This window comes from Bradyrhizobium sp. AUGA SZCCT0158 (assembly GCF_018130065.1).
In the GTDB taxonomy this organism is placed as follows: Bacteria; Pseudomonadota; Alphaproteobacteria; order Rhizobiales; family Xanthobacteraceae; genus Bradyrhizobium.
The window spans coordinates 15,823-29,215 of the sequence record NZ_JAFCME010000017.1; the positions used below are offsets into that span (position 1 = coordinate 15,823).

Here is a 13,393-nt window from a genome sequence, read left to right on the forward strand (position 1 = left end):
GATGTGCAATGTTGTTCGATGATCTCCGGGGAGCGCGATGGCGTTCGCCCCCGCGCGCGGGAGTCGGCCAATGCAGCAACGACGAATTTTTTCCACTTATCTCCTTGCATGCTTTCTTGGTGCCCTGGCAGTCCCGGCCTTTGCCGCCCCCGACGAGGACCTGCTCGGCAAGGACAAGGGCTATCCAGTCGGCACCCGCGCCAACTGGTTCTTCGATGAAGGTGTGCGGGTTGGATCCTTCAGTCATATTGACGAGATCTTTCCATACAACAGGCTGGGCAAGGCGGAATCTCCATTGCCTTTTGTTGCGGCCGGCGGCGAAACAAAGCTCGGCTACCGGTTCGAAAACCAGAGCTGGACCCTCGACGATTTTCTCGCGCACCAGCGCGTTACCGGGCTTTTGGTGATCAAGGACGGCGCGGTCCTGTTCGAGCGCTACCAGTACGATCGCAAGCCGTCCGACCGCTTCATCTCGCATTCGATGGCGAAATCCATCGTCAGCCTGGCTGTCGGGATGGCGCTCGCCGAGGGCCGCATCACTTCGCTGGATGATCTGATTTCGAAATACGTGCCCAAACTTGCCGGCAGTGCCTATGGCGAGACCACCATACGCAGTGCCCTGCGCATGTCGTCCGGCGTGCAGTTCAGTGAAATCTACGACGGCAAGGACGATCTGACGCGGTTCGTGATTGCCCGCGGCCGCGAAGGATCGATATCAGCGCTGCGCCAGTTCGAGACCCGCGACGCCGAGCAGGGCACGCGGTTTCACTATGCCTCCAGCGAGACCGTTCTGCTGGCCGTGCTGCTCCGCGAGGTCACCGGCACCACGCTCAGCCAATACCTGACCACGCGGCTCTGGCAACCGATGGGCGCCGAAGCCGACGCGACGTGGACCACGACGGCGGACGGCTCGGAAGTAGCGTTGGGAAATTTCAATGCGACGCTGCGCGATTACGGACGTCTGGGAATGCTGCTGGCCAATGATGGCGCGGTCGGCGGCAAGCAGATTGTGCCGAAGGACTATCTGCTGGATGCGACCGACTGGCAGCGGCAACCTCCGGCATTCGCGCCGGGGAAGGCCACGCCGTATTTCGGATACGGCTATCAGTTCTGGCTCTATCCCGGCGAGAAGCGGAGGTTTGCCTTGCTCGGTGTCTACGGCCAGTCGATCTTCGTCGACCCCGAGCTCAAGCTCGTCATGGTGGTCACGGCCGCAGCCAAAAACGCCAATGTCGGAAAGGAATCGTTCGCTTTCGAACGCGGTGCCGTCTGGCGCGGGATCGTCAGCAAATACGGCCGCTGGTAAGGCTCAACGGGCTGGCGAGACGGCGCGAAACGATGGCGGCCTTTACGACCACGCTTTAAGCGGCGAATTGATCTGACGTGACGCCGCCGCATGTCGGTTTCGTGCCAAAAGCGGTCGCATGGCGTGATTGCTGCGCGGTGACCCGTCAGTATGAACCTCTCTAGCCACTGAAGACACAAAGGGCGGGTATGTCGCGGAAGAACCGCGACGGAGGCAAATGTGATGAAGGCCATGAAAGCATCTATCCGCATTGCGGTCACCGCGCTGGCCCTGAGCCTGTTAGTCATCGTGCCATCCTACGCCGAGCAGGATGAGGCAAGCCGTCTCAACCAGGAATCCAAGGAACTCTATCGGGTCGGAAAGTACGCGGCAGCGCTTCCGCTGGCCCAGCGGTTGCTGGCCATGCGCGAGAAGGAGTTTGGTCCCGATGATGCAATGGTCGCGCTGCCGCTGAATGACCTCGGCACGATCCACTACAATCTGGGTCAATACGCCGTCGCCGAGCCGCTGTACAAGCGTTCATTGGCGATCAGGGAGAAGACACTCGGTCCGGATCATGCCGAAGTCGCAAGCGTGCTGAATAATCTCGGCGAACTCTACCGCGCGGTAGAGCGTTTTGCCGAGGCGGAGCCGCTGCTCAAGCGGTCGATCGCCATTCGTGAGAAAACGGACGGTCCCGACGATCCGGACATCGTGCTGGCGCTGAGCAACCTGGCCGCTCTCTACAGCAACCAGCGTCGATACGATCAGGCCGAGCCGCTGTTCAAGCGCGGGCTGGCCATTCTCGAGAAGGCGCACGGTCCGAGCGATCCAGAGGCCACGGTTTTGATGAACAATCTGGCCTATGTCTACATCAACCGGCATCGTTATGCCGATGCCGAGCGGCTGCTCAAGCGGTCGATGGCCGTGACCGAGAAAGCGTTCGGTCGCGACCATCCTGATGTTGCGCAGGCGCTGAACAGTCTGGCCACTGTTTATGGGCGACTGGGCCGTAACGCCGACGCCGAGCGGTTTTACAAGCGGTCGGTGGCCACCTTCGAAAAGACGCTCGGCCCTAACCATCCGGACCTCGCGGACGTTCTGCAAAACCTGGCCGGTCTCTACAAGGATCAGCGCCGCTACGGCGATGCCAACGCGCTTTTCAAGCGGTCGATGGCCATTCGCGCGAAGGCAGGCTCGCCTGCCTGAGATTGCGACTATCGCGGTTTAATGAGCACAGGCCCTACCGCCGCTGCTTCGTCCCCAGGCGCGGAATGCATTTGTGGGTGCGCAGCACGCCGGATGTGGTCATCTGCGAGCCCGAAACTTCCTTGATCTGTCCGGCAGGACATGTTCCGTCGTCGACGAGGATGCGCTGACCGAGCCGCAGATCGACAATATTCCGCTCGTTGGGGACGACCTGCTGCGCGGCGGCAGGTGAGGCGAGCAGACACAAAGCGAGGCCGGCAGAAAGTGCAAGAGCGGCGGCCGTGACGGCCTTCGTGATTGCCAAATTGGCCTCCCTCACTTGCTCTGGATCTTCAGCCCGTCGGGGCCGACATTGATCTGCACGCCCTCGGGCTGTTTCCTGGCCTGATAGAGATTGTAGCTGAGCACGCCGACGGCAACGACCAGCACACCGATAATCAGGTACATGACGTTGCGATTCGCTGGCATCCGGTGTCTCCATCGTGACGACGATTCAATGCATTTAGCGGATGCGGCGGCGATTCTCCTAGGGTGCTAAGCTAGCCCGCCGATCGGGATCGCGCCGACGCCGGCCTTCGCGATTTTCCGGTTCCGCCGCTGTCCGGCTTCCGGCTGGCCCGCATCGCCGCCAGCGATGCCTTGGCCAGTTTCTCGGCCGACGCTTTCAGTTGCGGAAGCGGGTGGCCGGCAAATCCCAGCACAAATCCCGGCAGCGGTCGGGCGCGAGCATAGGTGTCCGCCAGCAGCCAGCCCTCGACGCCGGCCGCGGATTTGGTGTGGGCTGCAACCTGCGCATCGATCGACGGATCAAACCGCGCCACCAGATGCAGGCCTTGCGACGGCACCGGCACGGTGAGGCGGCCCTCCGAGGCCGCCGACAGCGTCGAGGCCAGCACGTCGCGGGCCTCGCGGTAGAGGGTGCGCACCCTGCGCAGATTGGCAGCGAACGCGCCAGAATTCAGCATATCCGCGACAGCGCCTTCCAGCAGCGTGCCGGGAAAGCGGTCGAGCGCGGCGCGGGCCGTCGTCACCGGTCCGATCAATCTCTCGGGCAGCGCGCAATAGCCGATGCGCAATCCCGGAAACAGCGTCTTTGAAAACGTGCCCATGTAGATAACGCGCCGCAAATGATCGATGCCGGCAAGCGACAGCAATGGCGCGCCGTCATACCTGAACTCGCTGTCGTAATCGTCTTCCAGCACGAACGCGTCGGCGTCCCTGGCCCAATCCAGCAGTTCGAGCCGGCGGTTCATCGTCATCTGCACGCCAAGCGGAAACTGGTGCGAGGGCGTCACGTAAGCCGCGCGCGCCGATGGCGCTGACGTGCGGCCTTTGGCGACGATTAGGCCTGATGCGTCGACCGGCACCGGGGCCGGGCGGTAGCCGCAATGCTCGATGGCGCGCCGCGCGGCGGGATAGCCGGGGTCCTCGCACCAGACCTGATCGGCCGGCCTCAGAATGGCGCTGAGCACAATCCGCAGGGCGTGCTGGGTTCCCGATGCCAGCATGATCTGGTCCGGATCGCAGCGCAGCCCGCGTGCCGACAGCAGATGATCGGCGATGGCGGTGCGAAGTTCGTGGCTGCCGCGGGGATCGCCGTAGTGCAGGTGGTCGGTGCCGAAGGCGCGCATCCGTCGCCCGACAAAGGACCGGAAGCGCTGCAGGGCCCGCTCGTCAATATGCGTGCAGCCGAGCGACAGGGTGCCTTGTGGCGGCGCCTCGATGACGATCCTGGCCTTGCCGGCGCCGCTCACCTGCGCCGGGATGCGCGCGGCGACGAAGGTGCCGGAGCCGCCAATGGCCATTGCAAAGCCGTCTGATATCAGCCGCTCATAGGCCGTCGTAACCGCGTTGCGGCGAAAACCGGTCTGGCTTGCCAGCGTTCGCGAAGGCGGCAGCGGTTCGCCGGGCTTGACGATGCCGCTGACGATGGCGTGGCAAAGCGCCTGATAGAGCCGATGCGGCGAGGAGGCCCGCGGCGTCACATGCGGCCCGGAGAGGTCGAGCGGCAGCTCGGTCTTCCGCGGCGGCGCCGGAGAATTGGTCGGAATTTTTCGCATGGAATTGGCACTATCGCAGACCAAATTCGCCGCTACAACTCTCGTCATTGATTGATTTGACAGGAACTGCCGTGACCGAAATCGAAGCCACCAATTCGTATCCGGTGTCGCCGCGCAATCGGGTGAAGCGCCTCCATGAGCGCGGCCGCTACGATCACGCGACGGTCCACGGCCTGCTGGACGCCTCGATGCTGTGTCACGTCTCCTACGCGATCGACGGCCAGCCCTATTGCACACCGACGTTCTTCTGGCGGGAAGGCAGCAGGCTGTACTGGCACGGCAGCAGCGCCAGCCGCATGCTGGAGAACCAGTCGGACGGGCAGAAAGTGTGTTTGACGGTTGCGCATCTCGACAGCCTGGTGCTGGCAAGGTGCGGCTTCAACCATTCGGCCGACTACCGCGCCGTGATGGCGTTCGGCACCGCCTACATCGTCACCGACCCGGACGAGAAAGCGCGCGCGCTGGTGGCCATGGTCGACCGCTTCTTTCCCGATCGTACTGCGAGCCTGAGGCAAAGCACGAAGCAGGAAATCAAGGCCAGCGCTGTCATCGCGATGGAAATCGAAGAGGCGTCGGCCAAGGTCCGTACCAAGGGCGTTGCCGACGACGACGAGGACTACGCGTTGCCGATTTACGCGGAACGGATTCCGGTCCGCACCGTAATCGGCGCGCCGGAGCCCTGTCCTCGGCTGTTGGACGGTGTCAAAAGGCCGCAATCGCTGCGTGTCTATTCGGAAGGCCGTCTGCTCGATGACGCCTTGCGTGAGGCCCATCTTCTGCATTACCCCGACGGCTGAGATCGGGTTAGGGTGCCCGCTCGTTCGAACCTGTGAACTGGAGCCGCCGCATGACCACCGATACGCAACAAAGAATCCTCGACGCCGTCGATGCCGGCTTTGACGACCAGTTGGCGGTCACCAGCGATTTTGTTGCGATCCCCTCGACCCGTGGCGCCGAGGGGCCGTGCCAGGACATGATCGGCGATCTCCTGCGTGCCCGCGGCTACGAGGTCGACGACTGGCATATCGACGTCGAGGATCTGAAGGATCTGCGCGGCTTCGGTCCGATCGAGCATGATTTTTCCAGGGCGCGCACCGTGGTCGGCACCTACCGCCCGCCGAGCAATGGCGGCAAATCGCTGATCTTGCAGGGGCACTGCGACGTGGTGCCGGCCGGTCCGCTCGACATGTGGGAGACGCCGCCGTTCTCGCCCGTGATCAAGGACGGCAAGATGTATGGCCGCGGCGCCTGCGACATGAAGTCGGGCACCATCGGCGCGCTCTATGCACTGGATGCGATCAAGGCCGCCGGCCTGCGGCCGACCGCGCGGATTCACTTTCAATCCGTGATCGAGGAGGAGTCTACCGGCGTCGGCGCGCTTTCGACGCTGCAGCGCGGCTACCGGGCGGACGCCTGCTTCATTCCCGAGCCGACCAACGGCAAGATGGTGCGCTCGCAGGTCGGCGTGATCTGGTTCCGGCTGAAGGTGCGCGGCATTCCCGTGCATGTGGCGCAAGCAGGTTCCGGCTCGAATGCGATCATGGCGGCCTATCACCTGGTTCATGCGATCGGCAAGCTCGAGGCCGAATGGAACGAGCGCGCCAAGGCCGATCCGCATTTCAAGACACTGACGCATCCCATCAACTTCAATCCCGGCATCATCAAGGGCGGCGACTGGGCCTCCAGCGTGCCGGCGTGGTGCGACGTCGATTGCCGCATTGCCGTGCTGCCGGGCTGGTCGATCAAGGATTGCCAGAAGGAGATCCTGGCCTGCGTCTCCGCGGCCTCGCGCGACCACCGCTTCCTCTCCAACAATCCGCCCGAGGTGCAATGGTCGGGCTTCCTGTCCGAAGGCTATGAGCTGAAGGATGCCGCCGCGCCGGAAGCGGCCTTCGGCAAGGCGTTTGGCGTCGTCTATGGCGGCAAGGTCGAAGACCTCGTCTTCACGGCCCTGACCGATACGCGGTTCTACGGCCTGAACTACAACATCCCGAGCCTGTGCTTCGGCGCCAGTGGGGCTGCGATCCACGGTTTCAATGAATATGTCGATCTGGACTCGTTGCGCAAATCGACCAAGGCCACCGCGCTGTTCATCGCGGAATGGTGCGGGGTGGAGAAGGTGTAACTCTAGATTTTTATTTTGACGCGTTTTCTTCACGCGAACCGGTATTCACTTCGCTCGAAAACGCTCTACGGCTTTGCTTTGAAGCTTTCGACCATCGCTCGGAATTCCGGCAAGGCCTCGTCAAATCGCTCCGGCGGCGCCATGCCCAGCAGGACAAAGGGGCGTCCCGACGGATAGAGCGCAACGACGAGGTAGCGGAGCGGGCGGCCACCAGCGCCTTTGCCCTCTCCAAGATATTCGAAGCCGGCCATGTTCGACGTCGTGAGCGGTCTGGTGCTCAGGATTTTCTGGTCGGTGATTGTTCTCGAGCTGAGAAATTGCTGCTCTCCGAAGCGCTGCTGATCAGAGGGCGCAATGGTGGCTTCGGTGGCGAGGCTGACGATGAAGCCGACGTCGTCCAGCTTCCCTTCCGGCGGAGGCGGCGTTTCCTTCAGCAACAGGCCTCTGCCGGCCAGGGGCTTGCGGTAAGCAAAGCGCGCTGCCGGCTCGATCGAGAACGGCAGGGCGGCGATCGGATCGCCCGAGGCCGTCGCATGGATGCGGACGCTGGCAAGCGCGGCGCGGATCACGGCATCCGACAACTGCTTTGGCGCAGGCTTTGCGATCGAGACGGTCAACATTCCGGTCATGTCGGGGCCGTTGATGACCATCAGCCATTTGTCAAAAACCTGATTGCCGGCGCGCTGCTCCGCACGCACGGTGATCTGCTCGTAGGGCAGCCCCTCGATCGTCTCCGTCGACAGCAGGCGCATGCCGCGCTTGGCCATGGCTTCCGCGGTCAGACCGTTGCGGAACTGTGTGAACGCGACCGGAGGGAATTCCGCCATCAGGATCGATGCATGGTGCGCCTGATCCTGAAAGCCGGTGAATGTGGTGGCGACGACAAAGCCCTTCGGCGGCGCGAGACTGATGCGGCTGCCGGGTGGCGTGACCGGATCGGCAGCGTTTGCGAGGCCGGCGAAGAGGCCGCCGGCCAGAGCCAGGCCGAAAGCAAGATGTCGCTTCGCTGTCGATAGTAGCCACATGCTGCACAACCCTCTCTACGTCACATTCAACGCGATGATTCTGAGACCGTTTGTTTCAGAAGTGTCCGTGTCGGTTCAAAGTCGGCTGCGGTGAAATCATCCGCCTCCCTGCGGCCACAACGCCTTCACGATCGCATCGAGCCCGTCCGTCAGCGCGGCCGGACCCGGCTGCAGGATCAGCGGCGATTTGATCTCGAAAATGCGGTTGTTGCGCACCGCCGGGATGTCGCTCCAGCCCGGCCGTTGCCTGATGCGGTCAGGCACGACCTTCTTGCCGCACCAGGAGGCCAGGATCACGTCGGGCGCGGTGTCGCGCACCGTATCCGCCGAAATGATGCGACCCTTGGCGGCCTGCTGAAACCGCAGCTTTGGTAACACGTCTTCACCGCCGGCAATCTCGATCAGTTCGGACACCCAGCCGATGCCGCTGATGATGGGATCGTCCCATTCCTCGAAATAGACTTTTGGTTTGGGTGAGAGGCGAGGCGTCGCGGCGATGCTGGCGAGGCGCTGCTCAAAGCCGCTTGCGAGCTGATCGGCGCGATCGGCGGCGCCGACCAGCGCGCCGAGGGTGCGGATCATCGCCAAAATGCCGGCGACGTCGCGCTGGTTGAAGACATGGATGGCGACGCCGGCACGCACGAGGTCGGCGACGATGTCGGCCTGCAGGTCGGAGAAGGCGAGCACGAGATCCGGCTGCAGCGCCAAAATCTTCGGAATGTCCGCCGAAATGAACGCCGATACCCGCGGCTTCTCGCGGCGTACCTGCGGCGGCCGCACCGCATAGCCGGAGACACCGACGATGCGGTCCTGCTCGCCGAGCAAGTACAGCGTCTCCACGGTCTCTTCGGTGAGGCAGACGATCCGGCGGGGCGGGAACTGGCGCATCGGGACCATATGCAGAATTACCAGCCTCTTGTCACGGCACCATTACCTCAGAGGTCATTGCCTGATTTACCTGGCTCCTTCATGCTTCCTGCGGAATGGCTTGCAAGGAACAAGAAAAACCGGAGGACTCATGACGCTGCTGGAAAAAATCCAATCGATGAAGATGCCGTTTGCGGAATTGAAGGGCGTGACCTTTATCGAGGCCGACAAGGATCGCGTGGTGGCACGGATGCTGGTGCGCCCCGAGCTCTGCACGCTGCGCAGCACGATTCACGGCGGTGCGGTGATGGCGTTTGCGGATTCGGTTGGCGCAGCCGCGACCGTCATCAATCTGCCTGAAGATGCCAAGGGCACCACCACGATAGAGAGCAAGACCAATTTCATCGGCGGCGCCAAGGAAGGCAGCACGGTGATTGCGACCGCGACCCCGGTGCACCGGGGACGGCGCACCCAGGTCTGGCAGACCCGGCTCGAGACCGAGGACGGCAAGCTGGTCGCGATCGTCACCCAGACCCAGATGGTGCTGTAGGCGGGCGCTCTACGCGGCGTCCGCCGGCACGGCGTTCAGCATCCCGGTTCGCGGGTGGCAGTCCAGATATTCAAAGAAGGCTTCGTCGGCCCGCGCCACCGTGACCTCGTGATAGAGCCGCAGCTTCGCGGCAGGACCCAAGGTCGACAGATATTTCATCGCGGCGCCAAAAATCCGGACATGGGTCGGATGCGATTCCGCCCATCGCTCCAAGGCGGCGAGGCTCTTCCACCAGCTCATGCCGTAGGATTTTTCGGTGCGTGCGCCGTCGGGCGCGACCACCGTCATATAGCGGTTGGCGTAACAGCCGATCGAGCGGCCGTCATCGCGCAGGAAGTCCATGCCTTCCCGCAACACCGGCTCGACGTCCTCGAGGTACATCTTGCGTTCGGAGGCTTCGGTATCGCCCCAATCCTGGCCGGAGCGGATCAGGCAGACATTGTCTGAAGATATGACCCTGATGCGGGCGCCATCACGGACAGCGGTGTTCGTTCCTGATGGCGCCATCTCGCTGGTTTGGGATTTGGGAATGCGATCGCGCATGCCGCCCCAATAGGCGTGCTCCTGAATTTCGCCGCTCATGCCGTCGGCGAGAACCGCGACGCCTTCGGGTCTTCCGAGGGAAGAGAACAGCGTCTCATAGCCTTCCACGGATGGACGCAGCACCTCGATGAACGTGCCCACACCGCCGGCGTTTCGCCGCTCCCCGGTCCAGCCATCGCGCGCCGCCGGGAACCAGCCGTCGAACCTCGTGCGATCGTCCCAATAGGCAACCGTCACGATATTGGAGTAACCGGCTTCGTCGACATAGCGCGCCCGGTCCCAATGGGTCGGGCCGCCATTCTGCCCGAAAGCGGCGACGATCCACGCCAGCGCCTGCTGCGCGGCATCCGACGGCTCGCCACGGGTCTGGACGCCGAAATAGGCCATCACCACCCGCGCCACTTCAGGCTTGTGGCGCGCCACGAACGACGGGTAGGGCGGTGCGTAGTCGTCAGGGACGCGGCGGTGGCGTGTGCGCGCGGTTCGCAGATGTTCGGGGATCGCGGATTCCATGGGCTCGCTCCTCGTCGGCTAGCAGCACCTCTTGAAGCTCTCAGGCCTGAAGCCTGATTTCGCTCATGACCTCGGCGTCGACGGGTAAGGTAAAATGCTCGACGCGGTTGGCGCGGGAGGTGTTGAGCAGCAGCCGCGTGACGTCAGGCCGGGAATAGTGTCCGGCGGGATCGGCGGCGTTCTTGGCCACACCGATCATGCCGAGATCGATATCGGCATAGAGAATACCTTCCTGGTCGGGCGGCAGTTTTTCGGCGAGCGAACTGCCGTCCGGCCCATAGATCACCGCATGGCCGCCGCCGGCATGCAGGAACGCGTGCTTCTCGGGCGAGTCGCAGAGCTCGTCGATCATGGCCTGCGAGACCACGGCGCAGGGAGCGAGGACGAAGCATGAGCCCTCGACCGCGTAGATCTTGCTCGCGGCGTTGTTGACCTCATGGCCGAGCGCGTGCGCGAACGGGTCGTACAGCGAGAAGCTCGGCCAGGCGCCGACGTGAACCTGCTCGTTCTGGGCGTACATCGCGTATTTCGACAGCGGCTGCAGATGTTCCCAGCAGCACAAGGCGCCGAGCCGCCCGACATCGGCGCGATCGTGCACGGCAAGGTCGCTGCCGTCGCCTTCGCCGAACACGGTGCGTTCGGCATGGGTCGGCCGCAGCTTGCGGCGCCTTGCGATGGTCTCGCCGTCGGGCCCGATCAGCCATTGCGCGATGTAGAGGCTGCCGCCGGCGCGTTCGGAGAGGCCGAGAACCGCGGTGAGTTTGGCGCGCTTGACGGCGTTGCGGATCTTGTCGGCCTGCGGGCTGTCATAAGCCAGCGAGTTGTCGAAATAGCGCTGCACGAAACCGCGGCCGATCGCCCAGGCGGGCGCGCCGAGCCAGATCTGCCACGGATATCCGGGAATGAAGGTTTCGGGAAACGCGATCAGCTTTGCACCCTGGCTGGCAGCCTGTTCGATCAGCGCGATCGTCTTGTCCACGGTCGCATCGAGATCGAGGAAGACCGGCGCCGCCTGAACCACCGCTACCTTGTACTTCTGGTGCACGAGACCCATCGAAATCATCCTTCTGCGTTGGGAGATAAGGCAATCGCTGGGTCGAAAGCCTACCGCCGCCCCTGGCCGTGGCGCTTGTCCGTGGCAGAACGAAAACTTGTCTTAACTTGCAATTGTCAGCCACAGGGCGGAGAGCCGGGCGCGTCGCCGCAGGCCGGCGTTGTGCCGCCGCGGGAGGCCGGACCGACCGGAGGAGAGTTTATTGAGGCGGGTGCTCGCGCCATTCGCGCGGCGAGGCGCCGTACCTCTGCTTGAAGATCCGGCTGAAATGGGCGAGGTCGTTGAAGCCCCACGCGAATGCGATGTCGCTGATGTGCCGGGCCGCATGCGCCGGGTCCGACAGGTCGCGCCTGCATCGCTCCAGGCGCTGCATCTGGACATAGCTGCGGAACGAGTGCTGCTCGTCGGCCATCAGATCGCTGGCATAGCGCGGCGAGATTCCGGTGGCCGCGGCAACCTGCGAGATCGAGAGGTCGGGATCGCTCAGGTGCGTCAGGATGTAATTCCTGAGCCGATAAAGCAGCGCAGAGCGGTGAAACGACTGATCCGACGAACGCGCATGCATCCGATCGGCGAAGGCCATGGCAATGAGATCCAGGCCCTGATCCAGGAGGCGGGATGCTGTGGCGGGATCGACGTGGTCGACGACCTTGCTGGTGCTGATCAGAAACTCGTAGGCCAGGCCTTCCAGGGGACGACTGCTGCAGAAGGTGGTCGCGGTCAGCGCGTCGAACGCGCCTATGCGTTGCTGCAAAAGTTTTCGCGGCATCTGCAGGATCGTCTGTGAAAAACTGTCGTCGAAGCGCAACTCGTAGGGCCGGGTGGTGTCGTAAATGACGAACTGTCTCGCGGAGACGACGGCATCGCGGCCGTCCTGATACACGCCGTTAACGCCGTGGTTGCCCAGCGCCACCAGCACGTAATCCTCGCTGGCGCGTGCGATCCGGGATGGCGTGCGGAACACCCGCTGGGCGCAGGAATCGACGCGGGTAAACGTCGCGCGGCCGACCGCGGATTGCGAGACCGCGCCCCAAAAACCCTCCCGCATATCGGAATGGCAATCGAGACCGACAAAGGTGTCGCAGACGATGTCCTGCCAGACCGCCAGGCGTCGATCCGGAACTGAGGAACTCGTGTCGAGCACGACAGCCACGATGGGACCTCCGGGAACCGGCATAAGTGTGAGCCAAAGACCGGCTCAAATCCAGTGTCTGCATTTAGCTTGCCTGGCGCCGCGACTGGCGTCGATTTGGTTACCGAATTGTTAAGCTAAGAATGTCTTTTTAATAGGCATTTGAAGGGCTTGAACTTCATATTGCGACGCACAATATAGGAGGTCTAGGGATTCGACGCCTCCTCGAGGGCCACCACGAGGAGTTATGACTATGAACTACCAGACTACCGCTCCGAGCCGCGCCAAGGGTATCGCGGGCACCGTTCGGATTCTAAGCCAGCAAGAGGAATTGCCGCTTCTGCGCGATCACCTTTTGCGGCTCGACCGCACCAGCCGCCATGATCGGTTTCATGGCTTCATGGATGACAGCTTCATCGAACGCTACGCCGAAAAATGCGCCAACGACGGCACGGTCATCATCGCCTATTTCGAGGATGGCGTGGTGCGCGGCGCCGCCGAACTGCATCCGCCGGAGCAATCGCCTGACGCACTGCCGGAGATCGCCTTCAGCGTGGAGAGTTCGGTAAGGCGCAAGGGCGTCGGCAGCATCCTGTTCAGGAAGCTGATCGCAGAGGCGCGGGCCAAGGGATACAAGAGCCTGCGGATCACCACCGGTGCGCAGAATGAAGCGATGCGGGCGCTCGCCAACAAGTTTGGCGCACACCTGACGTTCCGCTACGGCGAATCCACCGGCAGCATCGATCTGGCCAAACAAAACCAGCCAGAGTCGGCGCCGTCCGCAATGGTGACGACGCTCGAAGCAGCCCGTGCGATCACGAACTTCAATCGCGCTTATTGGGCCATGATGCTGAGAATGTCCGGCTGGGGCCGGACGGCCTGACCGGAAGGCCAATCGACAGAGCCCCGTTCCGCTTGCATCGGAACGGGGCTCTGTATTTTTGATTTGACGCGTTTTCTTGACGCGAACCGGTGCCCACTTCGCTTGAAAAACGCTTTAGCGGCAACTCGCGGATCTGCTCGATCGCGC

Annotated in this window: 14 protein-coding genes; 6 read left to right on the top strand and 8 right to left on the bottom strand. The window is 63.0% G+C overall.

Translation table 11 applies throughout. The annotated features are described in order from the left end of the window. The first annotated feature begins 70 nt into the window (after positions 1-70). Together JQ574_RS23190 and JQ574_RS23195 are read left to right on the top strand one after the other, a co-directional pair. Entirely contained in the window at positions 71-1,306 is a 1,236-nt protein-coding gene (locus JQ574_RS23190) for a serine hydrolase (RefSeq protein ID WP_212212701.1), read from the top strand. 222 nt (positions 1,307-1,528) lie between these two features. After that, entirely contained in the window at positions 1,529-2,494 is a 966-nt protein-coding gene (locus tag JQ574_RS23195; protein WP_212212703.1) for a tetratricopeptide repeat protein, read from the top strand. Between the two features lie 34 nt (positions 2,495-2,528). On the opposite strand, the gene JQ574_RS23200 is transcribed toward JQ574_RS23195, so the two are convergent. The 3 genes from JQ574_RS23200 to JQ574_RS23210 form a co-directional block, all read right to left on the bottom strand. Further along, on the bottom strand, positions 2,529-2,798 hold the full coding sequence (locus tag JQ574_RS23200; protein WP_212212706.1) for a DUF6719 family protein: 270 nt from the start codon (positions 2,796-2,798) through the stop codon (positions 2,529-2,531). Between the two features lie 11 nt (positions 2,799-2,809). Next, positions 2,810-2,962, bottom strand: coding sequence for a hypothetical protein (locus tag JQ574_RS23205; RefSeq protein WP_212212708.1), 153 nt, complete (start codon positions 2,960-2,962; stop codon positions 2,810-2,812). A gap of 71 nt (positions 2,963-3,033) precedes the next feature. Continuing rightward, positions 3,034-4,554, bottom strand: a complete 1,521-nt coding sequence (locus JQ574_RS23210; RefSeq protein WP_212383951.1) for a PLP-dependent aminotransferase family protein — start codon at positions 4,552-4,554, stop codon at positions 3,034-3,036. A 71-nt stretch (positions 4,555-4,625) separates the two neighbouring features. Here JQ574_RS23210 and JQ574_RS23215 point away from each other — a divergent pair, with 71 nt between their 5' ends. Beyond that, positions 4,626-5,351 carry a pyridoxamine 5'-phosphate oxidase family protein gene (locus tag JQ574_RS23215; protein ID WP_212212714.1) on the top strand — a complete coding sequence of 242 codons (726 nt, stop codon included), beginning with the start codon at positions 4,626-4,628 and terminating at the stop codon, positions 5,349-5,351. Between the two features lie 50 nt (positions 5,352-5,401). Next, positions 5,402-6,679, top strand: coding sequence for an ArgE/DapE family deacylase (locus tag JQ574_RS23220; RefSeq protein ID WP_212212717.1), 1,278 nt, complete (start codon positions 5,402-5,404; stop codon positions 6,677-6,679). Between the two features lie 65 nt (positions 6,680-6,744). Here JQ574_RS23220 and JQ574_RS23225 read toward each other — a convergent pair whose 3' ends face one another. Together JQ574_RS23225 and JQ574_RS23230 are read right to left on the bottom strand one after the other, a co-directional pair. After that, a complete protein-coding gene (locus tag JQ574_RS23225; RefSeq protein ID WP_212212720.1) occupies positions 6,745-7,704 on the bottom strand; it encodes a hypothetical protein in 960 nt (319 codons plus the stop codon). A gap of 96 nt (positions 7,705-7,800) precedes the next feature. After that, on the bottom strand, positions 7,801-8,592 hold the full coding sequence (locus tag JQ574_RS23230) for a cobalamin-binding protein (RefSeq protein WP_212212891.1): 792 nt from the start codon (positions 8,590-8,592) through the stop codon (positions 7,801-7,803). A 130-nt stretch (positions 8,593-8,722) separates the two neighbouring features. Between JQ574_RS23230 and JQ574_RS23235 the strand changes: the two genes are divergently transcribed. Beyond that, complete coding sequence (locus tag JQ574_RS23235) at positions 8,723-9,121, top strand: PaaI family thioesterase (RefSeq protein ID WP_212212725.1); 399 nt, start codon at positions 8,723-8,725, stop codon at positions 9,119-9,121. Between the two features lie 9 nt (positions 9,122-9,130). Here the strand turns inward: JQ574_RS23235 and JQ574_RS23240 are convergent, their stop codons facing one another. From JQ574_RS23240 to JQ574_RS23250, 3 genes are all read right to left on the bottom strand, one after another. Then, a complete protein-coding gene (locus JQ574_RS23240; RefSeq protein WP_212212728.1) occupies positions 9,131-10,177 on the bottom strand; it encodes a phenylacetaldoxime dehydratase family protein in 1,047 nt (348 codons plus the stop codon). A 40-nt stretch (positions 10,178-10,217) separates the two neighbouring features. Next, on the bottom strand, positions 10,218-11,231 hold the full coding sequence (locus tag JQ574_RS23245; protein WP_212212730.1) for a carbon-nitrogen hydrolase family protein: 1,014 nt from the start codon (positions 11,229-11,231) through the stop codon (positions 10,218-10,220). A gap of 199 nt (positions 11,232-11,430) precedes the next feature. Next, positions 11,431-12,384 carry a helix-turn-helix domain-containing protein gene (locus JQ574_RS23250; protein WP_312018272.1) on the bottom strand — a complete coding sequence of 318 codons (954 nt, stop codon included), beginning with the start codon at positions 12,382-12,384 and terminating at the stop codon, positions 11,431-11,433. Between the two features lie 232 nt (positions 12,385-12,616). Here JQ574_RS23250 and JQ574_RS23255 point away from each other — a divergent pair, with 232 nt between their 5' ends. Then, positions 12,617-13,246: a GNAT family N-acetyltransferase gene (locus JQ574_RS23255; protein WP_212212736.1), complete on the top strand. Its 630-nt coding sequence runs from the start codon at positions 12,617-12,619 to the stop codon at positions 13,244-13,246. The last annotated feature ends 147 nt before the right edge of the window (positions 13,247-13,393 follow it).

Bases quoted from the DNA above. Each gene is read 5' to 3' on its own strand.
- JQ574_RS23190 (WP_212212701.1), top strand. From the start codon at position 71: ATGCAGCAACGACGAATTTTTTCCACTTATCTCCTTGCATGCTTTCTT.
- JQ574_RS23195 (WP_212212703.1), top strand. From the start codon at position 1,529: ATGAAGGCCATGAAAGCATCTATCCGCATTGCGGTCACCGCGCTGGCC.
- JQ574_RS23205 (WP_212212708.1), bottom strand. From the start codon at position 2,962: ATGCCAGCGAATCGCAACGTCATGTACCTGATTATCGGTGTGCTGGTC.
- JQ574_RS23210 (WP_212383951.1), bottom strand. From the start codon at position 4,554: ATGCGAAAAATTCCGACCAATTCTCCGGCGCCGCCGCGGAAGACCGAG.
- JQ574_RS23220 (WP_212212717.1), top strand. From the start codon at position 5,402: ATGACCACCGATACGCAACAAAGAATCCTCGACGCCGTCGATGCCGGC.
- JQ574_RS23225 (WP_212212720.1), bottom strand. From the start codon at position 7,704: ATGTGGCTACTATCGACAGCGAAGCGACATCTTGCTTTCGGCCTGGCT.
- JQ574_RS23230 (WP_212212891.1), bottom strand. From the start codon at position 8,592: ATGCGCCAGTTCCCGCCCCGCCGGATCGTCTGCCTCACCGAAGAGACC.
- JQ574_RS23235 (WP_212212725.1), top strand. From the start codon at position 8,723: ATGACGCTGCTGGAAAAAATCCAATCGATGAAGATGCCGTTTGCGGAA.
- JQ574_RS23240 (WP_212212728.1), bottom strand. From the start codon at position 10,177: ATGGAATCCGCGATCCCCGAACATCTGCGAACCGCGCGCACACGCCAC.
- JQ574_RS23245 (WP_212212730.1), bottom strand. From the start codon at position 11,231: ATGGGTCTCGTGCACCAGAAGTACAAGGTAGCGGTGGTTCAGGCGGCG.
- JQ574_RS23255 (WP_212212736.1), top strand. From the start codon at position 12,617: ATGAACTACCAGACTACCGCTCCGAGCCGCGCCAAGGGTATCGCGGGC.